This is a genomic window from Ralstonia sp. SA306 (assembly GCF_054792405.1).
In genome coordinates this window covers 534,055-556,857 of the sequence record NZ_CP096452.1, presented here as the reverse complement: position 1 = coordinate 556,857, position 22,803 = coordinate 534,055, and the positions used below count along the sequence as shown (strand labels likewise).

At 62.6% G+C, this 22,803-nt stretch carries 21 protein-coding genes; 10 read left to right on the top strand and 11 right to left on the bottom strand.

What is annotated here, in order from left to right:
• The first annotated feature begins 398 nt into the window (after window positions 1–398).
• The 4 genes from M1D44_RS19130 to M1D44_RS19115 all read left to right on the top strand — a co-directional run bounded on the left by M1D44_RS19130 (window position 399) and on the right by M1D44_RS19115 (window position 4,732).
• Window positions 399–731, top strand: coding sequence for a copper-binding protein (locus tag M1D44_RS19130; protein WP_316853642.1), 333 nt, complete (start codon window positions 399–401; stop codon window positions 729–731).
• 67 nt (window positions 732–798) lie between these two features.
• Window positions 799–1,167: a copper homeostasis periplasmic binding protein CopC gene (gene copC, locus M1D44_RS19125; protein WP_024977717.1), complete on the top strand. Its 369-nt coding sequence runs from the start codon at window positions 799–801 to the stop codon at window positions 1,165–1,167.
• Complete coding sequence (locus tag M1D44_RS19120; protein WP_024977716.1) at window positions 1,167–2,111, top strand: copper resistance D family protein; 945 nt, start codon at window positions 1,167–1,169, stop codon at window positions 2,109–2,111. The genes copC and M1D44_RS19120 overlap by 1 nt, the downstream gene beginning before the upstream one ends.
• A 215-nt stretch (window positions 2,112–2,326) precedes the next feature.
• Window positions 2,327–4,732: a heavy metal translocating P-type ATPase gene (locus tag M1D44_RS19115; RefSeq protein ID WP_316853641.1), complete on the top strand. Its 2,406-nt coding sequence runs from the start codon at window positions 2,327–2,329 to the stop codon at window positions 4,730–4,732.
• Window positions 4,733–4,738: 6 nt separating this feature from the next.
• Here M1D44_RS19115 and ppk2 read toward each other — a convergent pair whose 3' ends face one another.
• Genes ppk2 through M1D44_RS19095 form a run of 4 tightly spaced genes read right to left on the bottom strand, consistent with a single transcriptional unit; the run spans window position 4,739 to window position 6,673 of the window.
• The gene (gene ppk2 / locus M1D44_RS19110) at window positions 4,739–5,542 is read right to left on the bottom strand and encodes a polyphosphate kinase 2 (protein WP_024977714.1); all 804 of its coding nucleotides are present in this window, start codon (window positions 5,540–5,542) and stop codon (window positions 4,739–4,741) included.
• A gap of 37 nt (window positions 5,543–5,579) precedes the next feature.
• Entirely contained in the window at window positions 5,580–5,849 is a 270-nt protein-coding gene (locus M1D44_RS19105) for a DUF5676 family membrane protein (RefSeq protein ID WP_024977713.1), read from the bottom strand.
• A gap of 30 nt (window positions 5,850–5,879) precedes the next feature.
• Window positions 5,880–6,539: a methyltransferase family protein gene (locus tag M1D44_RS19100; protein WP_316853640.1), complete on the bottom strand. Its 660-nt coding sequence runs from the start codon at window positions 6,537–6,539 to the stop codon at window positions 5,880–5,882.
• Window positions 6,539–6,673: a DUF2933 domain-containing protein gene (locus M1D44_RS19095; protein ID WP_439013825.1), complete on the bottom strand. Its 135-nt coding sequence runs from the start codon at window positions 6,671–6,673 to the stop codon at window positions 6,539–6,541. The genes M1D44_RS19100 and M1D44_RS19095 overlap by 1 nt, the downstream gene beginning before the upstream one ends.
• A gap of 791 nt (window positions 6,674–7,464) precedes the next feature.
• On the opposite strand from M1D44_RS19095, the gene M1D44_RS19090 reads away from it, so the two are divergent.
• Window positions 7,465–8,034 carry a Crp/Fnr family transcriptional regulator gene (locus M1D44_RS19090; protein ID WP_461241627.1) on the top strand — a complete coding sequence of 190 codons (570 nt, stop codon included), beginning with the start codon at window positions 7,465–7,467 and terminating at the stop codon, window positions 8,032–8,034.
• 341 nt (window positions 8,035–8,375) lie between these two features.
• On the opposite strand, the gene M1D44_RS19085 is transcribed toward M1D44_RS19090, so the two are convergent.
• Both M1D44_RS19085 and M1D44_RS19080 read right to left on the bottom strand, forming a co-directional pair.
• Window positions 8,376–8,762, bottom strand: coding sequence for a hypothetical protein (locus M1D44_RS19085; protein WP_024977709.1), 387 nt, complete (start codon window positions 8,760–8,762; stop codon window positions 8,376–8,378).
• A 157-nt stretch (window positions 8,763–8,919) separates the two neighbouring features.
• Window positions 8,920–9,372 (bottom strand): hypothetical protein, encoded by a 453-nt coding sequence (locus M1D44_RS19080; protein ID WP_316853638.1) that lies wholly within the window; start codon window positions 9,370–9,372, stop codon window positions 8,920–8,922.
• Between the two features lie 691 nt (window positions 9,373–10,063).
• Between M1D44_RS19080 and M1D44_RS19075 the strand changes: the two genes are divergently transcribed.
• The 4 genes from M1D44_RS19075 to pdeM are packed head-to-tail and all read left to right on the top strand — an operon-like array spanning window position 10,064 to window position 16,030.
• A complete protein-coding gene (locus M1D44_RS19075) occupies window positions 10,064–11,119 on the top strand; it encodes a ligase-associated DNA damage response exonuclease (protein WP_316853637.1) in 1,056 nt (351 codons plus the stop codon).
• Entirely contained in the window at window positions 11,116–12,762 is a 1,647-nt protein-coding gene (locus M1D44_RS19070; RefSeq protein WP_316853636.1) for an ATP-dependent DNA ligase, read from the top strand. Before M1D44_RS19075 ends, M1D44_RS19070 begins: the two co-directional genes overlap by 4 nt.
• Window positions 12,759–15,374 (top strand): ligase-associated DNA damage response DEXH box helicase, encoded by a 2,616-nt coding sequence (locus M1D44_RS19065; RefSeq protein ID WP_024977704.1) that lies wholly within the window; start codon window positions 12,759–12,761, stop codon window positions 15,372–15,374. The genes M1D44_RS19070 and M1D44_RS19065 overlap by 4 nt, the downstream gene beginning before the upstream one ends.
• On the top strand, window positions 15,371–16,030 hold the full coding sequence (gene pdeM / locus M1D44_RS19060; protein WP_024977703.1) for a ligase-associated DNA damage response endonuclease PdeM: 660 nt from the start codon (window positions 15,371–15,373) through the stop codon (window positions 16,028–16,030). Before M1D44_RS19065 ends, pdeM begins: the two co-directional genes overlap by 4 nt.
• A gap of 228 nt (window positions 16,031–16,258) precedes the next feature.
• On the opposite strand, the gene M1D44_RS19055 is transcribed toward pdeM, so the two are convergent.
• Window positions 16,259–17,461: a DUF2252 family protein gene (locus M1D44_RS19055; RefSeq protein ID WP_316853691.1), complete on the bottom strand. Its 1,203-nt coding sequence runs from the start codon at window positions 17,459–17,461 to the stop codon at window positions 16,259–16,261.
• Window positions 17,462–17,653: 192 nt separating this feature from the next.
• Between M1D44_RS19055 and M1D44_RS19050 the strand changes: the two genes are divergently transcribed.
• The gene (locus M1D44_RS19050; protein ID WP_004631552.1) at window positions 17,654–18,079 is read left to right on the top strand and encodes an HU family DNA-binding protein; all 426 of its coding nucleotides are present in this window, start codon (window positions 17,654–17,656) and stop codon (window positions 18,077–18,079) included.
• 126 nt (window positions 18,080–18,205) lie between these two features.
• Here the strand turns inward: M1D44_RS19050 and M1D44_RS19045 are convergent, their stop codons facing one another.
• From M1D44_RS19045 to M1D44_RS19030, 4 genes are read right to left on the bottom strand one after another with little or no spacing between them, the layout of a single operon-like run.
• Window positions 18,206–18,823, bottom strand: a complete 618-nt coding sequence (locus tag M1D44_RS19045) for a DUF2894 domain-containing protein (RefSeq protein WP_316853635.1) — start codon at window positions 18,821–18,823, stop codon at window positions 18,206–18,208.
• A gap of 1 nt (window position 18,824) precedes the next feature.
• The gene (locus M1D44_RS19040; RefSeq protein ID WP_024977700.1) at window positions 18,825–19,496 is read right to left on the bottom strand and encodes an OmpA family protein; all 672 of its coding nucleotides are present in this window, start codon (window positions 19,494–19,496) and stop codon (window positions 18,825–18,827) included.
• Window positions 19,493–21,799: a DUF802 domain-containing protein gene (locus M1D44_RS19035; RefSeq protein ID WP_316853634.1), complete on the bottom strand. Its 2,307-nt coding sequence runs from the start codon at window positions 21,797–21,799 to the stop codon at window positions 19,493–19,495. The genes M1D44_RS19040 and M1D44_RS19035 overlap by 4 nt, the downstream gene beginning before the upstream one ends.
• 18 nt (window positions 21,800–21,817) lie before the next feature.
• Window positions 21,818–22,552 carry a DUF3348 domain-containing protein gene (locus M1D44_RS19030; protein ID WP_316853633.1) on the bottom strand — a complete coding sequence of 245 codons (735 nt, stop codon included), beginning with the start codon at window positions 22,550–22,552 and terminating at the stop codon, window positions 21,818–21,820.
• Window positions 22,553–22,803: the final 251 nt, after the last annotated feature.

Genomic DNA, 22,803 nt, shown 5'->3' with positions numbered 1-22,803 from the left:
CACCTTGACGACTCGGTGGTTCGGGCCTCCTTTAGCCTGAACGTCGGCTTCTCCAGCCACGTCCCCGACGGGCTTCAGCGTCCGCCAGCCCTTCGCGTTTGACGCCCAACGTGTGCCCATTTTCTGGGCGGGTAAGTCGCTTAGCCAGAAGAATGTAGCTGGCGCCTCACTTTCACGGGCATCCACCGCCGGTTTCACATGTTTCCGATGCGCTTGCTGGCCCTTGCCAGTTTGGCGGTCCTTGCCATATCGCCCCCCAACCGATGCAAGAACAGGGCGACATGCAAGCCTCCCAAACGCACAGCGGCACGCGCGTGCGCCAGCGCCCTGCTCGGCGATTGAACTAGGCGGTGTGCAGCCCGTTCGCCTCACGATCTTTAATCCGGAGTTATCTCATCATGAAAAAAGCCACCCCGATTCTTGTTGCTGCCACGCTCTTGGCCTCGACACCCTTGTTCGCCGCTGAAGCTGGCGCCACAGCCGCCACAGCGACTGCGCCAGCCAGCGAAAAGATGTCGCACGGCGAAATCAAAAAGGTCGACTCCTCGGCGGGTAAGCTGACCATCAAGCACGGTCCTCTGGAGAACCTCGGTATGGATGCCATGACGATGGTTTTCCGCGTCAAGGACCCTGCCATGCTTCAGCAGGTATCCGTCGGCGATAAGATTGATTTCGTTGCCGAACAGGTCAATGGCGCGCTGACCGTCGTCAAGATGCAGAAGAGCCAGTAAGCATGACCTGTCGGCGCGGCTTGTTGCGTCGGCCCATTTCCCTTAGGCCCTCCATTACATAATCAACATGAACGCACGACTCAAACAATCGCTGTTGAGCCTGACCGCAGCCATCGCTATCGCCCCCACTATCGCCTTTGCCCATGGGAAACTCGAAAGTACGGAACCTGCTGCAGGCAGCACCGTGGCAACGCTCACCAGCCCGCTGCGCATGTCCTTTAACGAAGAACTGGAGCCGGCTTTTAGTACGGCGCACGTGACCGACGCGAAAGGAAAAACCGTCACCACCGAGAAGGCCAAGGTCGACAGCACCAATCCCCGGGTGCTGACCGTGGCCGTACCGAGGCTCGCCGCTGGAACGTATTCGGTCAATTGGGCTGTCATGACGCACGACGGGCACAAAACAAAGGGCCAATACAGCTTCACGGTGAAGTAATGAATGAAGGCGCCCTGAACATAGCGCGCTTTGGACTGACGGCACTGCAAAACCTCGGTTTTGCGGTGCTGGTTGGTACGTTGCTCAGCGATAGCTGGCTCAAGCGCAAGCCGTCAGCGTGGCAGGCCGGTGTCACAGAGATTCTGGGGAGAACATTCCGGATTGCCGCCATTGTTGTCGTGGCGGCCAGCGCTCTGTATTTCTGGATTCACTGCGCTCTGATGGCCGAAACCTCCCTGCTTGAGGCGTGGCCAGCCGTACTGTCCATGCTGCGCTCAACGGAGTTCGGGTACGCGTGGGCAGTCGCAACAGTCCTGATGCTTGTTGTGGCGGCGCTGTCGTTCGTTTCATGGGAGACGCAATCGCCCGGGCTTCGTGCTGCGTTATGGGTTGGGGTTGCTGGAACCGCGCTGGCACGCAGCCACGGCGGACACCCTGTGGATGCTGGGGCGTTCAGCTTGCCGGTTTGGGTAGATTGGATGCACCTGCTGGCAATCAGTACCTGGGTGGGCCTCGTCTATGTCGCCGCATGCGTCGCGGGGCCACAGATACTTGAGGTGCCGCCAGCAGAGCGCCCCAACGGCGCTGACTATGTTCAAACACTGTCGAACGCAGCCACCTATGCGCTTGTCGTGTTGGTGTTCACCGGTGCTTATAGCGGTTGGCGAAGCGTCGGCATGCCTGCGAATCTACTGGGCGCAATCTACGGAAAGCTGCTGCTCCTGAAGCTTGCATTCGTTCTCGTCGCAGCGGCTCTCGGTGGCCACAATCGCTTTTTCGAGATGCCGGTGCTTTTGGCATCGCTCAAACAGCCAGGCGAATTTGACGGGTTGCGGGTTGGCCGGCGATTCGTATCCGTGCTGCGCATTGAAGCCGTTGTCTTGGCGGCTGTGCTCCTTGTGGCAGCCGTTCTTGTTGCAAGTGCCTTACCTGGAACCGAGTGAGTTCTTTCGAACCAAACCCAGCGGTTTCGGCCTGCGCACGGCGCCACAGGCTATTGACCTTCCCGCCATGGGAAGGCTCATCATGTGTTTTGGGTCAAGGAAAGAGACTGTTTGGCTGGGAGCGGCAAAGTACCACCGATACCATGCGTAAAAGGCCACATCGCGTGCGCTGAATCCACTCAGATAGGCGGCCCGAACCGAAAGGAGTACGCGCAATGGAAGAGCAGCGTCATCTTCATGGTGAAGAGCAAGGGCATGACCACATGCATCCTGATCGTCGCTTGCATGTCGTTCATGGTTCATCTGAGCACCACCACCACAATCCCCAAGCGTCCACTGCCGGACTGACCGAGAAAGACCCGGTGTGCGGGATGACTGTCAGCGCCGACTCGCGCTTTCATGCAGCGCATCAAGGGAAGACGTATCGGTTCTGCAGCGAAAAGTGCGAAAGCAAGTTCGTTGCAGACCCTCCGCGGTATGTGGCCGCGTCTGCCGACGTTGCACCTGCTCCCGCAGAGGACGGGACCATCTACACATGCCCGATGCACCCGCAAATCCGGCAGGACCGACCAGGGAACTGCCCCATCTGCGGGATGACGCTAGAGCCGGTCATCCCGGAATTGAGCGAGGAAGAGAATCCCGAACTCGTCGATTTTCAAAGACGTTTTTGGTGGACCCTGCCACTTACGGCAGTCGTTTTCATCCTGGCCATGTTCGGGCATCGGTACAGATGGATGGAGCCTTCTGTTCAAAGCTGGGTGGAACTCGCTCTGGCGACCCCGGTTGTGCTGTGGGCTGGGTATCCGTTCTTCGAGCGCTGCGCTCAGTCCTTCATCCATCGCAGCCCGAATATGTGGACGCTCATCGGTCTCGGTACTGGTGCAGCGTATGTCTATAGTGTCGTTGCCACCATTGCCCCCGGCGTATTCCCAGAAACGTTCGCCGTCCACGGCCGCGTCGGCGTGTATTTCGAAGCAGCCGCAGTCATCATTTCGCTGACTCTCGTCGGGCAGGTACTTGAATTGAGGGCACGGTCTCAAACGTCGGCGGCCATCAAATCCCTTCTCGGCTTGGCTCCAAAAACAGCACGCCGAATCAACCCGGATGGCAGCGAGGAAGACGTTCCGCTGAGCCACGTGCACGTTGGGGACCGCCTACGCGTGCGGCCTGGCGAAAAGGTTCCCGTCGATGGTGTCATCATTGAAGGCACCAGCTCGCTTGACGAGTCCATGATTACAGGCGAGCCCATCCCCATCACCAAACGGGTAGGCGACCATGTGATTGGCGCCACGATGAATGCCTCTGGCAGCCTGGTCATCGAATCCGAGAAGGTTGGCTCCCAAACCGTCCTGTCCCAGATTGTCCAGATGGTCGCTCAGGCGCAGCGGTCCAAAGCGCCGATGCAGCGGATGGCCGACAAGGTAGCTGGCGTTTTCGTGGTTGCCGTGGTCGCTGTTGCTGTGCTGACGTTTTTCGCCTGGGGCCTCTTCGGGCCGCAGCCAAGCTGGGGATACGGACTCATCAACGCCGTCGCCGTGCTCATCATTGCCTGCCCTTGCGCCCTTGGTCTTGCGACACCTATGTCCATCATGGTGGCCAGCGGCAAAGGGGCGACGACCGGCGTGCTGTTCCGCGATGCGGCAGCCATCGAGAACTTGCGCAAGGTCGATACGCTCATTGTCGACAAGACCGGAACGCTTACCGAAGGCAAACCTGCCTTCGAACGAAGTGTCGGTATCAGCGGCTTTTCTGACGTGGAGGTGCTGCGGCTCGCTGCCAGCCTTGACCAAGGCAGCGAGCATCCATTGGCCGCCACGATTGTAGAAGCGGCGCGTCAGCAGAATCTGACGCTCGACAAGGCAGAGGACTTCGAGTCGAGCACAGGCATCGGGGTACGCGGCACGGTGGCCGGGAAGAAGCTTGCGCTAGGCAACACCGTGCTGATGGAAACCGAAGGCGTATCAACAACTGCCATGAGCCAAGCTGGCGATGAACTGCGCGCCCATGGCGCGAGCGTCATGTACCTGGCGGTTGACGGGGCGCTGGCGGGCCTCTTGGCGGTATCCGACCCTATCAAGGCGACCACTGCGGAGGCGCTTGAGCGCCTCAAAGAAAAAGGCATCCGTGTCGTGATGGCAACCGGGGACGGCGTGGTAACTGCCAAGGCTGTCGCGGCAAAACTCGGCATTGACGAGTTCCATGGTGAGGTCAAGCCCGCCGACAAACTCGCTCTGGTCAGCAAATTCCAAAGTGAAGGCCGTGTCGTGGCCATGGCCGGTGACGGCATCAATGACGCCCCTGCGCTAGCCAAAGCCGATGTTGGCATCGCCATGGGAACCGGAACTGACGTTGCAATGAACAGTGCTCAGGTCACGTTGGTGAAGGGCGACTTGCGGGGCATTTCCAGAGCGCGTCAGCTGTCGGAAGCGACTATCGCAAACATGAAGCAGAACCTCGGTTTCGCCTTCATCTACAACGCGTTGGGCGTGCCCCTGGCGGCAGGCGTGCTCTACAGCGCGACAGGTCTGCTTCTGTCGCCGATGATTGCCGCCCTTGCCATGAGCCTGAGTTCAGTATCCGTCGTCTCCAACGCCCTGCGCTTAAGACGCACGGAAGTCTGACCCGTGCTATTTGGCGATGGAGCCGCTCTGCAGGTGCTTCCATTCATAGGGGAAGACGATATCGGCCTGGGGCTGGACCAGGCTGTCGTCCTTGCCAGCATAGTGGAGGCGGTGCAGCATATCCTTGATAACGTTCAGGCGAGCAACGCGCTTGTCGTCAGCCCGAACGACACTCCACGGAACCACCTCGCCAGTTCGTTCGAGCATCTCGTTTCGTGCCTTGCTGTAGTCAGCCCAAAGCGAGACGGCTTGGTCATCGATTGGGCTGACCTTCCACTGCTTCAAAGGGTCCTTACGGCGAGACGCTAGTCGCCGCTTTTGTTCCGCCTTGCTGATGTCGAGGTAATACTTGATGAGCCGGATTCCCGAGCGGACTAGCATCTTCTCGAAGTCGAAGACGCACTCCATGAACTCCTCGTATTCCGCTTCCGTACAGAATCCCATCACACGCTCAACGCCCGCCCGGTTGTACCAACTGCGGTTGAACAGCGTGAACTCGCCGGCGGTTGGCAGTTGCTCCACATAACGCTGGAAGTACCAGGAACCCCGGTCGCGGTCGGACGGCTTACCCAAGGCGACAACGCGCGTTTCGCGAGGGCTCAGATGCTCGACGATACGTTTGATGGTGCCGTCTTTCCCTGCAGCATCTCTACCTTCAAAAACCACCAGTATCTTGTCGTTGCAGCAGAGGAAGTGCTTCTGAAGTTTGACCAACTCTATTTGCAGGACATGGAGCTCCCGTTCGTACTGGTCGTGGGTCAGTTCGCTGGTATCGGCGTCGTTGCCTGTCGAACGTTCTTTGGCTCGCATGATGGAGGTTCCGTGTCGCACACCGTAACCGAAGGTGTCAGGCTTCCTTTTTGGAGCCGAACGCATCGGATAGCCACGAAAAGAACATGGCTGCCAGGAACGCCCAGATACCGAGGATGACGTCGGCATAGATGGTGCCACCCAGTGTCGCTGGCTCGGCTTGGAGGCGATGGAAATCAAGGCCGTGAAACAACTGGCTCATGAATCGCATAAACGGCTCGGGCAGTACGAACCAAACGAGCGCGCACAGGGCATAGAACAGCATGACCGTCACGGCAAAGGTCACGCCTGTTTTGACTGGTTTCATTACAACCTCCCGCAGTTGATGCAGTAGCGGTTAGTGAACCTTGGCGCCCGGTGGGCTGCCAAGATGAGGAAAGAAGGCAGGTGTTCTGCTTCGGTATTCCTCGTATTCACGCCCGAACTCAGCGAGGGCTTCCTTCTCTTCTTCCTTGGCCAACCGAACGTACATCCACACCAGGATGGGGAACATCAGCACGGTAAGTATCGTCGGCCACTGGAGCAGGAAGCCAAACATAATCAACACAAACGCAACGTACTGAGGGTGTCGCATACGGGCATAGAGGCCGGACATCGCCAGACGATGGGCGCACTGCGCGGTGTAGAGAACGCGCCACGCCGACGCGAGCATGATGAAGCCGCCAAAAATCAGGACGTTGCTGACGATATGGAACACCCCGAAATGCGGGTTGGCTCGCCAGCCAAACATCATCTCAAGCAAGTGTCCCGAGTCATGCGCGAGGAAATCGACACCGGGGAACTTGGCAGTGAGCCACGGCAAGAGCAGGTAGATGGTCAACGGTACGCCGTACATCTCGGTGAACAGCGCCACGATGAACGCGGAGAAAGCACCAAACGACCGCCAGTCGCGGCTGGTCTGGGGCTTCGTAAAGCTGAAGGCAAAGATGATAAAGACCGCCGAGTTGATGAACACCAGCGACCACAGACCGTAACCGAAAGAGGCATCGTGTTGCATCACCGCTCTCCTTTGGTGTCGACTTCTTCCGGCTCTTGCTGCCTACCGTGGTGATGACCGTGTCCATGGCCACCATGCATGAACAAGTGCATGAGGGGACACGAGGCGAGCAGAAGGAACGGCAAGAACTGGATGACATGAGCCCGGTGTTCGGTCCACAGAAAGTACGCAATCACCAAGAGAAAACCAATCAACACCAGCTTGGACCGGGAAATGGTTCCATACGGCTCGCCTTGCTGCTCGTGCTCACGGTGGTCCATTTCACGCTCCAACGTTAGGAAGGCGGATTGGCTGGCATTCCGCCAGCCCATTGCAACAACCTCGCATTTTCAGTATTGGCGTTGGGAAATTCCGGAGGTTGACCCTCGTCAACCACCCCACGGCAAATGCTTCTTAGGCCTGGATGAGTGTCAGGCTGGGGGTAACCATGCACGTCGGTTGCCGTCGGGCAGCATGCGCCTTGGCATGATTTCCTCGATCGCAGGCTTGGCTGGTATCGAGATGAGGAGCCGGTGCCGGGCGAGGGATGGCGGACAGAAAGTCGCCCGAGTACCTGCCGCATCTGCTTAAACACTAACGCGGATCAACCCTCCCCCGATATCTCGGCACACCTGTGCAACGAATTTCGGTGCTACGAATGATCGGCCACACCAAACAGCAAATGACCATACGCGTGAGGGCATTTATCCGATATTTGACCTGGCAACATGAAGTTCTGTGAGCGACGGCCGATAACACTATTTTGTCTTCCCCCCAATGTCCCATGTCCGATAGCGCCCCCACTCAAGGCTGTACCACGTGTCGAAACGGTCACCTTTGCCTTTCCCGCGGTTTGAACGCCCGTGAGGCGGCGCTGGTAGAAGACATCGCACAGCGAAAAATCCGGGTAAAGAGAGGCGAGTCAATCTTCCGCTGTGGCGATCCCTTGGATGAAATCTACGCGGTGAAATACGGCACGTTCAAGCTAACGCTTGGTACAGCCGAAGGCCGCGAGATGATTGCCGCCTTCTACCTGAGCGGCGACATATTCGGCACGGACGGATTCGAATCGGATACCCGAACCTCAACCGCAATCGCATTGGAAGACTCGGAGGTATGCGCCGTATCGTGGAAGCGCCTTGCCGAGCTAGCACAGCAAGAAAGTGCCATTCAAAAACTGGTTACGCAGATCTTCAGCACGCGCATCGGCCGCAAACAACGCCTGATGCTCTGCCTCGGTTCCATGCGCTCGGAGGAGCGCGTCGCCGTGTTCTTGCTCGATCTTTCGGAGCGGCTGAAAGAGCGGGGCTTTTCAGATCGGCACATTGTTCTGCGCATGAGTCGGGAAGAGATTGCCGAGCACCTAGCCATGCAGCTCGAGACCGTGAGCCGAATTTTCAGTTCGCTCGCGCGCGAGGGCATTTTGCGAGTCAATCATCGCGAAATTCAGATATTGGACGTACAGGGCTTGGCGACGGTTGCACAGGCGGGTGTTCAGAAAAATCGTGCTTTCTAAGATCGTTTGCTGGCGAGTTACGCCTACGGCGTAATACGGGTCGACGCTTTCCACGAAAAGGGAGCGCGACGACAAATGCGCCATGCGTCGATTCCGCGCCCCCTTTTTCAAACGATGCTCCCGGTAGTGGGACCACACTTGCAAGCGACAAACCACACCACGGCACCTGCCCCCGACGCTAGCTGTTCTCAACGTCGCGAATTGCGCCGACTATGCTGCGGGTCGTGTCCGTTGAAGCGGGGCTTGTCTTGAAGCATGCAAAGTGCGCTGTGTAACGTAGTCATAAAACGCGTAGACCCTGAACACCGACGCAAAGCCGGTCTTGACTTGCGATCGAGCCGTCATGGCCGTTGTGCATCGACGGCTGGACGGAAAATGCCTCCCGGTACAAGCGCGCAGATATCGAAGCCCATCTCGTTGTCGCCAGTCTCTTCTGCGCCCTCAAGCGCCCAGTTCGCCCAATCCTTCAATCGTCGGCACGTACTTGCACGAGCGTCAACGGACTGGTGAAAGTAGACCTGCAGCATCAACTCCGTCAGGTGGAATGAAAATGAATTGACCTGCTTGTCGCCTCGCGGGCCTTCCACTATCCACCACGCGTGTGCATCTATTCCGCCTAGTTCATCGCCTTCAAGCCGCAAGACGGCCCGACGAGGCAGCGTCTCTGTCAGCGCATCTTGGAGTTCCCGTAGACAAGTCCTTTCGGCTTCGTTGATCCGCTCGCGCATAAGACCTCCCGCATTTCCCCGCGCCCACATTGATGGGCCGCCATTCGAAGGTAGCTTCTGCGTAACCCCATGCATTGACGGCGCACAACGAACCGGTGTTTAGAAAGCCAGCCGGAGGAAAGGGCACAACCCAACAGCCGTTGGACAGAGCTTCCACTCACGTCAATGGCGGCACTGATGCGCCCCGATAGAGCGAAAAATCGTGTTCCCGGTCTTCCCGCCCCACGCGAATGGCGTCTCTCTCATCGAGAAAGAAGGCGCTTGGCGCGGTGAGTACCAAGTCGTAGCCCGTGTCTGCGCACTGTTCTCCACCCTGGAATTCCAACTGGACGCTCAACCATTCGCTCACCCGCCGACAAATCTCTTCCCGTCTTGGGTGATTCAATCGGCAGTACGCCTTAGCCTCGTCCAAGCTGAAATGCACCGCTACCGTGCATTCCTGCCGATTGCCACGGACTGTCGACATCGCCCACTTCGCTGCCACGTCATAGCCACCGCAATTGGCACGAGCCGAATTGACGAGCGCTCCTCTGGGCAATGCGCGGGACACTGAGGACTCCAGTTCCCAAAGCGCGGCCGCAACCACCTCGTCTGGTTGTTGTTCAAGCATGACGTTTCCCCGTTTTCAGCCTATTGAATGGCTCTTTCTGATAGCACTCCACGGTAAGCCGATACGGGCCTTCACTGGCTGATACAGATCAACCTCTAAATCTGCCGCGCAGCATTTAGAAATGACGCTCGCGGGTTTTCCAGCGGTCCAAGCCCCTCCCCCGATCGTGCTTTTTTCCCACCATTGAAGAAATGGCCAACCGCCTCCGCTGCCTGGAAGCCAACTGCTCCGCGCCCCCGGCGAGGAACCCTGGCATGCCGGCTGCTTCCGCCCACGGGAGCGCAACGGAGGCCACGCATGCATCACGCATTACGAGTGACAAAGCGAACAGCAGCAGGTTGGCTGTTCTTCCTGGCATCGACGGGCGGCAACGGACTTTCGCTTGCGCAGCCTACTGAGCCCCGCCCGGCGTCGCCAGACGTCGCTCCGGCGGCCCTACCGAAGACCGTAAAACATTCCTTGTCGCGATATCCGGACACCGTGCGGGCCTCCGCGCCTGATCCCTCCACGCCGCAGGCCGCGTCTCCTTCCCCAGGATCGGGCGGGGCTGGGGCATCACTGGGCCTTCGGGCACCAGTGCCGGCGCAGGCCCCGGCGGCCCGGCCGACATGCGTGGCGCGCCTGCGCATAAGCAGCCATTGCGTTAATGTTGTCGCCAAAACCTGATAAGGGTCTCGAATGAGAGCGAGTGATGACCAGCGCAGCGGAACTGATCGTGACAACGCCCAAAGGCCTGTACTGCCCAGTAGGCGACTTCTACATTGACCCTTGGCGGCCGGTTGACCGTGCCGTCATCACCCACGCCCACAGTGACCACGCCCGCATCGGGCACCGGCATTACCTTGCTGCCGCCACTGGTGCGGGTGTGCTGCGTGCGCGCCTGGGTGAGGACATCCCCCTCCAGACGCTGCTGTACGGCGAATCCATCGTCCATCACGGCGTCCGGTTGAGCTTTCATCCGGCGGGGCATGTACTCGGGTCCGCGCAGGTGCGGCTGGAATACGACGGCGACGTATGGGTGGTGTCTGGCGACTACAAGGTCGAGGCGGATCGCACCTGCACGCCGTTCGAGCCGGTGCGCTGCAACACATTCATCACCGAATCCACATTCGGACTGCCGATCTACCACTGGCGGCCGCAGACCGAGATCTTTGCGCAGCTCAACGCATGGTGGCGCGGCAATGCCGAAGCGGGTCGCACGAGCGTCGTGTTCTGCTATGCGTTCGGCAAGGCCCAGCGCATTCTGTCGGGGCTCGATACCGGCATCGGGCCGATTGTTTCGCACGGCGCCATGCTGCAGTTGGACGCCGCCTATCGGCACGCGGGCGTGGCGCTACCACCCACGCAACTGGCGGCAGACGTGCCCCGCGCTGAATTGCGACGCGCTCTGGTGCTGGCGCCGCCCTCCGCCCAACGCACGCCGTGGATGCGCCGTTTTGGCGACTATGCCGATGCCTTTGCCAGCGGTTGGATGCAGCTTCGCGGGGCGCGTCGGCGGCGCGGCGTCGATCGCGGCATCGTGCTGTCAGATCATGCCGACTGGCCCGGCTTGCTGCAGGCCATTGATGCCACGGGTGCCACGCGTGTCTATGTCACGCACGGGCAAGTGGCCCCGATGGTGCGCTGGCTGTGCGAGCGCGGCCTCGATGCACGCGCCTTCGCCACCGAGTACGGCGACGACGGCCAAGAAGGCGATGCAGCCGAGGCACGCGACACGCCCGCGCAAGTGGACACGCCAGCGCCATGAAAGCCTTTGCCGATCTGTACGCGCAGCTCGACGCCACCACATCGAGCAACGGCAAGTTGGCCGCACTGGTGGCCTACCTTCGCACCGCGCCCGATGCCGACGCCGCCTGGGCGGTCTACTTCCTGGCCGGCGGCAAGCCCCGCCAGTTGGTGCCCGTGCGCGTGCTAGCCAGCTTTGCGCAGACCACGTCCGGCTTGCCGGATTGGCTGTTTGACGAGTGCTACCAAGCCGTAGGCGACTTGGCCGAGACCATCGCGCTCGTCCTGCCCGATGCCGATCATGCAGACGACACCAGCCTGGCCGAGTGGATGGAAACGCGTTTGCTGCCATTGCGTGGTCAGCCCCCCGAGCTGGTACTGCCTCGCCTTGCGGAACTGTGCCGGGGCCTCCCGCTGCATGCGCGACTGGCGTTGATGAAGCTGATCACGGGAGCGTTTCGCGTGGGGGTGTCAAAACTGCTGGTCACGCGCGCGCTGGCCGAAGTGGGCGGCACCGACCCCAAGCACGTCGCGCAACGGCTGATGGGCTATACCGACATAGGCCAGGCGCCCACCGCCGAGCGCTATCGCGCGCTGCTGGCCGATGCCAGTGTCGATGGCCACGCACTCGATACCGGGCACCCGTATCCGTTCTTCCTCGCGCATCCGCTGCAGGCCGACGCGCAAGCCTTCGACACACTGCTGGGCCCACCCACTGAATGGCAAATCGAATGGAAATGGGATGGCATCCGCGCGCAGCTCGTACGCCGCGCCGACAGCGCATGGCTGTGGTCGCGCGGCGAGGAACTCATCACCGATCGCTTCCCTGAACTATCCGCCATGGCGGAGGTGTTGCCCTCAGGCACCGTGCTCGATGGCGAGATCGTGGTGTGGCAAGCGGGCCGCGTGCAGCCCTTTGCGCTGCTTCAGCAACGCATCGGTCGCAAGACGCTGAACGCGCGCGTGCTGCGGGAAGCGCCAGCCGTGCTGCTGGCGTATGACCTGCTCGAATGGCAGGGGCAGGACCTGCGCGAGCGCACGCAAAGCGAGCGGCGCGTGCAACTTGAACGCGTGATTGCCGAATGCATCCATCCGGCGCTGGAGCTGTCTCCGTTGCTTCAAGGCGACGACTGGCAGCATCTTGCGCACCAGCGCGAAGCCTCGCGCGAGCTGGGCGTCGAAGGGCTGATGCTCAAGCGGCGCGACGCACGCTACGGCGTGGGGCGCACCAAAGACGTGGGCGTGTGGTGGAAGTGGAAGATCGATCCGTTCTCGGTGGATGCCGTCCTCATCTATGCGCAGCGTGGCCACGGCCGGCGCGCGAGCCTGTATACCGACTACACCTTCGCCGTATGGGATGCACCGCCCGACGTGCCGGAGCGCAAGCTGGTGCCCTTTGCCAAGGCGTACTCCGGCCTGAGCGACGCAGAGATCCGCCAAGTCGACGCGCTCATCCGCAAGACCACGGTGGAGAGCTTCGGCCCCGTACGCAGCGTAGCGCCCACCCTGGTGTTCGAACTAGGCTTTGAAGGCATTGCACGCAGCGCGCGCCACAAGAGCGGCATCGCGGTACGGTTTCCGCGCATGCTGCGCTGGCGCCACGACAAACCCATTGCCGAAGCCGATACGCTGCAGACGCTGGAAAGCCTGCTGCCGCCGTCATGACCGAACCTGCCCTGCCCGATCTTGATGCCTGGTTTGCCGCGCGCGACTGGACGCCAATGCCGTTCCAGCGCGCCGTGTGGTCGGCCATGGCGCGCGGCGAATCGGGCCTGCTGCACGCCACCACGGGTGCGGGGAAAACCTATGCCGTCTGGCTCGGTGCGTTGCAACGGTTGGCGCAAGTGCGCGGGCGCGGCGGCGCGCCGCCGTTGTCGGTACTGTGGCTCACGCCCATGCGCGCGCTGGCGGCCGACACCACGCGCGCATTGACCGACGCCGCACAGGCATTGGCGCCGCATTGGACGCTCGGGCTGCGCACCGGCGACACCGGCAGCGCCGAGCGTGCCGCGCAATCACGCCGTTTGCCCACCGCCCTGGTGACAACGCCCGAGAGCCTGTCGTTGCTGCTCGCGCGCGCCGATGCGCGTGAAGCCCTCGGCTCTGTACGCGTGGTCGTCGTCGATGAATGGCACGAACTGGTGGGCAACAAACGCGGCGTGCAGGTGCAGTTGGCGCTGGCGCGGCTGCGCACGTGGTCACCGGGGCTGGTCGTGTGGGGACTTTCCGCCACGCTGGGCAACCTGGCTGAAGCGATGGATGCACTGGGCGATGCGGCGGCGCCCACCGCCGGCACGCTGGTGCAAGGCCACCTGCCCAAGCGCATGGAGATCGATACGCTGCTGCCCGATGGTGTGGGCCGATTTCCTTGGGCCGGGCACCTGGGTATGGCGATGCTGCCCCACGTGCTGGAAGAGCTGGAAAGTGCCCGCACCGCGCTGGTGTTTCTCAACACGCGCTCGCAAGCGGAGCTGTGGTACCAGGCCGTCATCACTGCGCGACCGGAATGGGCGGGGTTGATCGCGTTGCATCATGGCTCACTGGACCGCACAACGCGTGACTGGGTGGAGACCGGGCTCAAGCAAGGCATGCTCAAGGCGGTGTTCTGCACGTCAAGCCTGGATTTGGGCGTCGACTTTCTGCCAGTGGAACGCGTACTGCAGATTGGCTCGCCCAAGGGCGTGGCGCGGCTCTTGCAGCGTGCCGGGCGATCGGGCCACGCGCCGGGCCGGCCCTCTCGCGTGACGGTGGTGCCCACGCATAGCCTTGAACTCGTGGAAGGTGCAGCCGCACGCGCAGCCGCCATGTCGGGCCAGGTGGAAGCCCGCACCTCACCGCACAAGCCGCTCGATGTGCTGGTCCAGCATCTGGTGACGGTGGCGCTGGGCGGCGGCTTCGTGCCCGACGCGCTGTTGGAGGAAGTGCGCCGCGCATGGGCTTACCGAGATTTGCGCGACGACGAGTGGCAATGGGCGCTCGACTTCGTGCGGCAGGGCGGCCACTCGCTCACCGCATATCCCGACTACCACCGCGTCATGCCGGATGAACATGGCATCTGGCGCGTGCCCGATGCACGGCTCGCACGGCGGCACCGCATGAGCATCGGCACCATCGTCAGCGATGCAACGATGACGGTGCGCTGGTGGCGTGCTTCCGGCGGCGGTGCGTTGGGGTCGATCGAGGAGGGTTTCATTGCGCGGCTGCGCCCCGGCGACAACTTTCTGTTTGCGGGCCGCCTGCTGGAACTGGTGCGCGTGCAGGACATGACGGCCTATGTGCGGCGTGCCACCGGCAAACGCGCTGCCGTGCCGCGCTGGAACGGTGGTCGCATGCCGCTTTCCACCGAGCTGGCGCACGCGGTGGTCGCGCAGCTCGATGCGGCGGCACATGCGCGTTTCGACAGCCCCGAAATGGAAGCCGCACGCCCGCTGCTGGAACTGCAGGCGCGCTGGTCTGCGCTGCCCACCACGGCAACGCTGGTGGCCGAGACTCTGCACTCCCGCGAGGGCTGGCATCTCTTTCTCTACCCGTTTGCCGGGCGGCATGCGCACCTGGGGCTGGCAAGCTTGCTGGGCTGGCGCGCCGCCAATCGCACGCCAGCCACTTTCTCCCTGGCGTTCAACGACTACGGCCTCGAACTCCTGTCGGCCACGCCCATCGACTGGCCCGCGTTGCTGGCCACCGGCGAACTCTTTTCCACCCACACGCTCATGCAGGATGTGCTGGCCAGCCTCAACGCCGGAGAACTGGCGCAACGCCGTTTTCGTGAGATCGCACGCGTATCGGGGCTGGTGTTCCAGGGCTACCCTGGCGCGCACAAGAGCACGCGCCAGTTGCAGGCATCGTCCGGCCTGTTCTATGAAGTCTTCCGGCGCCACGACCCGGGCAACCTGCTGCTCTCGCAGGCGGAAACCGAAGTGCTGCGCCAGGAGCTGGACCTCGACCGCATTGAATCTGCCCTCATCCGCATGCGCGGTTTGCGGCTTGAACTGTGCGCACTGACCCGGCCTTCGCCGTTCGGCTTTCCGTTGATGGTGGAGCGTTTTCGCGAGCAGCTCTCGACCGAGAAACTGGCGGATCGGATCGCGCGCATGCTGGCCGAAGCCGAGCGTGCCGCAGGCCCCGAGCCGTCCGACCCGGATGCCGCAACACGGCCGGCGATTGACGCAGACGTACAGGCCGCGTTGCGCTTGACTGAATCGCCCGACACAGCGGGCAAATCCGGCCGCCGCACCCGCAGGCCACGCAAGACATCGAAGCCGCTCCCACTGCTATGACCGCTCCCCAAGACCTCGTCATCCAGTGCGCGGGCGAGACCGTATGGCTCCTGCCCGAGCGCGCGCTGTGGTGGCCCGCGCAACGCATGCTGATGGTGGCCGATGCGCACTTCGGCAAGGCGGCAACCTTCCGTGCGCGCGGCGTGCCCGTGCCCACCGGAGGCACCGTCCAGGCGATCGCTCGGCTGGATGCCATGCTGGCGCGATTGCCAGTCTCACATATCGCGTGGCTGGGCGATCTGCTCCACGCCCGCGAGGCGCACGCAGCAATCGACGCGCTCGTCGCCTGGCGCACACGACACGCCGACGTAGCCTGCACGCTGGTCCGCGGCAACCACGACCGCCATGCGGGCGACCCGCCTGCGGACCTGCGCTTCAACGTGGTGGAAGAACCGTGGGCAATCGGCCCCTTCGCCCTATGCCATGAGCCGCAAGTGGTGGCCAATCGCTACGTCATCGCCGGCCACGTGCACCCGGGCATTGTCATCAGCGGGCGCGGAAAGGATCGGCTCCGGCTGCCGTGCTTCCGCTTTGGGTCAACCGGCGCACTGCTACCCGCCTTCGGCGAGTTCACGGGCTTGTGGACCGCACCCGTTGCGCCGGGCGAAGCGCTCTATGGGGTGGCTGACAACCGAGTCTGGCCGCTGCCCAGCTAGACGACGCAATTTAGCCGTAGGCCCAGCGCCCAGGCTCAAAACTCAAGGCCGCTCATGCGTGAGCAGCAAGCGGGCCTGTTCCATGCCGTCGCGAATGGCCTCGCCTTCGGTATGCCAGCCGCGCCAGGTCTGGGAAGCGCCGATAGCAGCGTTTGTGCCCGCAGATGGGTGCGGCGCAGCAGATCAGATCAGATCAGATCAGATCAGATCAGATCAGATCAGATCAGATCAATTGGCCCAGGCGCGACAGTGCTCAAGATACTGGCGCTCGTGCAGCCCGAGCAAGTCGACAATCGAAGACCACAGCCAGAACGGCGCATTGATGGACCGTCCGTGACGCGCCTTCAGCTCACGGTGCCAGGCCATGGCGACATCTCGCGGCATCTGGCTGCCGTGTGCGAGGCCCACGATATTGCCCAGATAAGCAGCCAATACCGTGGCGTCCTTGTGCTCCAGCTTGTCGACAGACAGCTTCAGATCTTGCGGTTGAAGTTCGCGCATGAAAAAGCTGCTACCCAGCATGCGCCCCCATGCCATGCGATCGCCCAGGTCGGGAGAGAGACGGCGCGCACCTGTGACCACGCGCTCGCCGTTGATCCGGGGCATCTCGCCTGCTGAGGCACTGGGCGCTGCGGCTTTTCCCGCCTCCTTGATGTCGATCAGCCGATACCGCGGCCCGCGATCCTGGTCGACCGCGAGCAAGGCGGCATAACGCCGCTGCCCGAGCGAGCTGCACCCTTTGACCCAGTACGCCGCATCCACGATGCTGACCGAGGCTTCCCCGGGCATCTCGTAAAGGCGCGCCACCAAGGCAAGCACCTCGTGCTGGCTCACGAGTTGTTTCAATTCGCGCCGTTCTTCGCGAGAGAGCGGCCAAAAATGGCGCCCCAGAGGAATGGACGGAGACGTGCCATCGAGCCGTTCCTGGGCCAACTGTTTCCACGTACGCGCAGTCGCCGCCTTCATGGCGGTACGCACGGAGGCGGGGCGCGGCGGCAGGTGCAGCGCCGCATCCGGATCGATGCCGTGCAGATAGCCCGCCATCAGCGCTTCCACCATTCGTGCGGTCACGATGCCCGGGAGGTCTGACCCGCGAGCGGCCGTCGCCAGCGACACGCCAAGCCGAATCAGGTCGTGCGCGGGATTACCAAGCACCGTCTGGTCCAGATCCCGGATTTGTATGCGCGTGGCGCCGGAGGCATCGCCAATGGGGCCGAGGTTACCGACATGGCAATCGCCGCAAATCCAGATGACGGGCCCCTCCGGGAAGGTGTGCGGCTGCACCTCGCTCAGCCACTCGTAAAACTTCACGGTGCTGCCGCGAACGTACGCATGAGTCGAACGCGTCATCTTGGATTGACGCAGCCGGGCGAGCACGGGCGCGCGGTTTCTGGGACTCACCACGCTCCGCGACGATTTTCGTTGGGGCATGTCTGTGCTGAACCTGGGACGCTTCAGCTGGTTGATGAACGACCAAACCGTATGCAATAAGCGTTCCCTGGCCCCCGAACAGCGTAGATAACGCCTCCACGGTGCCGAACCTTTGCTATGCTTGCTCGAAGCGCGCTGCACAGGCGTCGCTTCCATTGAATGGTCAACTTTACCCAACCATCTATTCTCACTATGGCCACCAAAACCAAGACCGCTGCCAAGACCGCTGCAAAGAAGGCCTCGCCGGCTAAAAAGGCCGCGCCGGCAAAGAAGCCTGCTGCAACGACGCCGACCCTCAAGCCTTTGAAGGACACGTTCACCAAGGCGAGCCTGGTGAGCCATCTGGCTGAACAAGCTGCCGTCGACGCCAAGGCGGTGAAGGCCGTGCTGCTCCATCTGGAGAACACCATCGTGGCTTCGCTGCACAAGAAGGGCGCCGGCGAATTCACGCTGCCGGGCCTGTTCAAGGTGACGTCGGTCAAGGTGCCGGCAACCAAGCGCCGCTTCGGCAAGAACCCCTTTACCGGCGTCGACCAGTGGTTCGAAGCCAAACCGGCAACCGTGCGCGTCAAGGTCCGCGCGCTGAAAAAGGTCAAGGACGCAGCGGTCAACAGCTGATAATCGCAGCAAGAAACCGCCGCAAAGAAAAAGGGAGCCTTGGCTCCCTTTTTTGCGTGCCTGCTGGTCAAAAGAGCCAGCAGTGATACCTATGTCACATATACGACTGATGGACTGCTGGAATTCCTAGCGCGCCTTACCCCGCGCCTTTCCGCCACTGCGAGCAGCCTCGTGGCCACCGGCGGCCCCGTCCCCGCTCATGCGTTCCAGCCAGGAAAGCGCATCGACATACGACAAAAACTGCCGCAGATAATCGGGTGCTACCTCGCGCATCAATAGCAGTGACCGATGCACAAGACTGCTCGAATTCAGCGGACCCGCATTCACCGGCACCTTCTCCAAGGCGTCGCGCAACTGTTTTTCGGCGCTGACGCGGGACCAGGTGTCCCGCACCTCTTCGAGAATCTTCAGGTCCGGCAATGTGTGCAGATGCCGCGCTGAACCGCCATTCGCAGCGTCGCCGACATCCATGCGTTCACGGCTGGCAATGTCACGCAGCAGTTCGGCCAACGCGCTGCCGGCAGGCGCATCTGAGTCGGACGAAACGGACGCCGCCTTCGCGCGATCGACATCGCCCGCATAGGCCGCGACGAGTTCGCCCAACCGCGCTTCGAGCATGCGCCGCGCCTCGCCGGTTTGACCGGACGTGCGCCGATGAAGCGCCTCGATGAAGCAAAAGCGCACGCGGTTCAGCCGGTCCGCGCCGCTTGCGCGCCAACTGTCGAGCATGGCTTGCGTGGACAAATCAGTGCGGCTCACGGCGTCCACCGTTGGAAGCGGCCTGCCTTGGAACCGGCGCGATCTCCACACGCCGGTTCTTCGCACGGCCAACGTCGTCCGCATTGGAACTCACGGGCTGCTGCGAACCAAACGCTGCCGCAAACACGCTGGAGGCGGGAATGCCTTCGTCAATCAGGGCGCGCGTCACGGTCAAGGCGCGCTTGGCGGACAGCTCCCAGTTATCTGCGAACAAGCGGTTGCCGGCACGTACCTGCTGATCGTCGGAAAACCCGCTCACCATCAGGATCTCTTCACGCGACGTGAGATACGCCGCCAACGGCCCCGCGAGGCTCTTCATCAGCGTGCGGCCCTCGGGCTGCAGCTGATCGGAGTTGATCGCGAACAGCACATTGCCATTGATGCCGATACGCCCGTTGACGAGCGTCACGCGCCCGGCCGCCAGCGGGCCAGCAAGCGCCTGCTCCAGCGTCTTGCGGCGCTGCGCCTCGGCCTCGCGCTGCTTGACCTCGCTCTCCAGCTTGGACGACAGCTCCAGCTGCACGCCGATCACGCCCACCAGAATTAGCACAAACGCGCCCAGCAACACCGACATCAGGTCACCAAACGCGGCCCAAACCGGTGCGGTGGCCTCAATGCCACCTGCGCCATCTACGCTGCCGTCAATCTCGTCACTCATGCCGCGTCGGTCCCGGCCAGCGCGCGCTGGTCACCCAGCCTTTGCAGGTTTTCCAGAATCTGCTTTTGGGACAGCATGCTCAGGTCGATCACCTCACGCGCCTGCGCCACGTAGTAGGCAAGCTGTTCGTCGCTGCGCGTGAGCGACTTGTCGAGCGCCGCTTCAATGCGCTGCAGTTGCGCCGCAAGCTTGTCGTTCGACTCGCCAAACAGCTGCACGGCCACACCAAACGCCTCGCCCAGGCTGGCCACCTCGACGGCGCTGCCGGTCACCTGCGCGGCCACCGCGCCGAGCTTGCCGGTCTCGGCTTCCACCCGATCGGTGAACCGCACGCCCACGCGCTCCAGCAGATCCGCCGACGTTTCCACCAGCGCATCCACCGCTGTGCGTTGCTCGGTCGATGCATGGTTGACGGCGTCGAGCAGCGTTTCGAGCGTGCCAAGCAGGCGCGCACGCTCGTCCAGCATCGCGGTATCGCGCACCATGCTGTCGGACAGCTTCTGGCGCAGCTCGGCCACCACTTCGGCCGCAGCCTTGGGCGCTTCCGATGCAGCCTGTACCAGGCGAGAAATCTCGCTGATCGTGTTGTTGGCGTGCGCCTGCGTTTGCGCAGAGATGTCGCGCGCGGTTTGCGCCAGTGCATCGCAAATCTGTTGCTGACGGCTTGCCGTATCGGCGCCTGTTTTTTCCCACACCTCGCTCAGCTTGGCGCCCATCGCGCCAAGTGCATCGGTCCAGGCGGCCAAACGTTGCGCGTCGCGCGCTTCCAGGGCGGCTTGCAGCGTGGCATTCGATTGGCGCGATGCCTCCTGCTGCGAAGCGATATCGCGCGCGGTCTGCGCCAGCGCATTGCAGATGTCCTGTTGACGATTGGCCGTATCGGCGCCCGCTTTCTCCCACGCCTGACTCAGCTTCCCGCCCGTTGCGCTGAGCGCCTCGGTCCAGGCAGCCAGACGTTGCGCGTCTCGTGCTTCCAGCGCGGCTTGCAGCGCGGCATGCGACTGGCGCGACGCATCCTGCAACGACACGGCGTGTTGCTCGAACGTGGCGGCAGCGGCCTCCAGCGCGCGCTGGTTCTGGACGGCCAGTTCGGTGTGGGCGTGTTCTTGCCGGGCAAGCGCATCACGCCAGGCAGCGGCCAAGCCGCCTGCCGTGGCGTCCAGTCGGTCCGTTACGCCATCGAGCAACCGCGCCGAGCGCTGCTCGAATGTTTCAGCAAACCGGTCGAGCGAGGTGCCGACCTGGCCAACCAGCGCTTCGCTGGAGCGTTGATGCGCCGACAAGGCGTTGTTCCAGATGCCGGAAACCGTCTCGGCCGTGGCTTCAAAGCGGGTCGACAGGCCGTCGAGCTGACGCTGCACTGCGTGCGTGACCGTCTCCTGCAGCGCGGCCGATTCACGCGCGAGGCCAGCCATCGTCGTTTCCACCACAGGCTGCAGCGCGGCGCTGGCAACGCGTGCGCTTTCGGCGGCACTGTCCTTCAGGGACTCGCCAACCGAGGAAGCAAGCTGGCTGTAGGCGGCTTCCGTCTTATCGAGAAATGCCTGCTGGGCGGCGATCTGCCGCTCGCTGCTGGCTGCGCCCTGCTGCTCCAGCGACGTCATCATCGCCTGCAGCCGGTCAACCAGCGCGGGCATCACATCGGATTGCCGCTGCAGAAGCTTGAACGTCTCTTCACGCTGATGCGCGTGCGAATAGATGCGCAGCGTGGTCGCGATCTTTGCGTCGAGCGCCTGGACTGCCTGCAACCGCTCGCGCCGGCACAGCGCCGAGAGCAACCCCAGCATGGCGGACGTCGCCACACCGGCAATCGAGGTACCGAACGAGAATCCCAACCCCTTGATCGGGGCAGCAAGCGATGCGCGGATCGCCTGCAAATCCGTCGCGCTCTCCAGCGCCGCGCCCGTGCCCTTGAGCGTCACCACCATGCCAAGCAGCGTGCCCAGCATGCCGAGCAGCACCAGCAGGCCCACCAGATACGGCGTCAACGCGGGCGCAGGCAGTGCAACGCGTTCGCCTTCCACGCGCAGGCGCACGGCATTGCGCAGGCTCGGGTGCAGCTGTTCCAGCCAGGCAGACAGCTTGGGCGGTGGCTCGGACAGCCCCGCCACGGCCTGCGTGACCGTGCCCGTGGCGTGGCGATAGCGGCGCAGCTCCAGGGCGCCGGCCACATAGGCGGCACCAATCACAAGCGTGACAGCCAGCGCCAGCAGATTTCCGCCAACGAGGTAACCGCCGGCAATCCACCCCAAGGCCGCCAGCCCGACAAAGAAAACGATGAGATTCAGGTGAAGTCTGGACATGAATGGTGTCTGTCCCGCTTAGCGGGGGCGAAGGGCTGCAAGCAACCCGTCGACCGGTTGAAAACGAACATCAAGCTCGGCCAGGAGCACGCTCTGCATATCCTTGCGGAACGCATCCAGCCAGGCGCGGGATGTGGATTGGGTGGCTTGGCCCTCTGCGGGCAACTCGGCCTGCCGCTGCTGCTCGGCCGTGCGCAAGCGCTCGAAGTACGGCCCCAGCATCGACGGAATGGTCCCCAGCAACGAACGTTCGCGGCCCGCGAGCGCCTGCTCCATGCTGGCGTCCAATACCGCGAGGCGCGCGAGGTCGGGCGTTCTGGCTGCCAGCAAGCGCCGCAAGCGGCCACGCAGCTCACTGATCTCCAGCTCCATCGTCTGCTGCATCAGCACGTAGCGCTGCCGAAAATCGGCATAGTCGACCACCAGCGGCGCCGAGGGGCTCTGGATCGGCGCGCGTGGGCCCGTCCTGGCATCGGGCGCGCAACTGGACGCGATGGACTTCGTCAGCGCTGCGCGGACACGGCTACCGATGGTCTCGGCGTCCGGGCCGACGGGCCGCGTGCTGGACGCAATGGCGGGCGGTGCCGCGCTCAGTGCCGACGAAAGCGTGATGGCATCCGTCCAACTGAGCCATTGGCTCAACCGGTCTGAGAGGGGCTGCGCGGATGCGGAAACGTCGACGTCCGTCAGGCGAGCAAGAATGCGGATCAGCGCAGGGCCGCTGAGCGCCCTGCGTTGCTGGGCGTGCGCCATGCTACGAGTGCCGAAAAAAGGCTGGAGTTTACACTGCCTGCCCCATCGGACAGTCGTCTTTGGGTGGCAAAAGCGTCACTTCCGAAGAAGAATCAGGGCGATCAATCGGCTCGCCGGCGATATAGTGCCGCATCCTCCAGCGCAGAGCGGGGCATTGGGCCTTTAATGACATGGGGGCTTCGCCGAAACCGAGTCACTCCAGCGCTGCCGCGGAGGGCGTCCGGGTCGCCCCTCCGCATTTGTGCGATCAG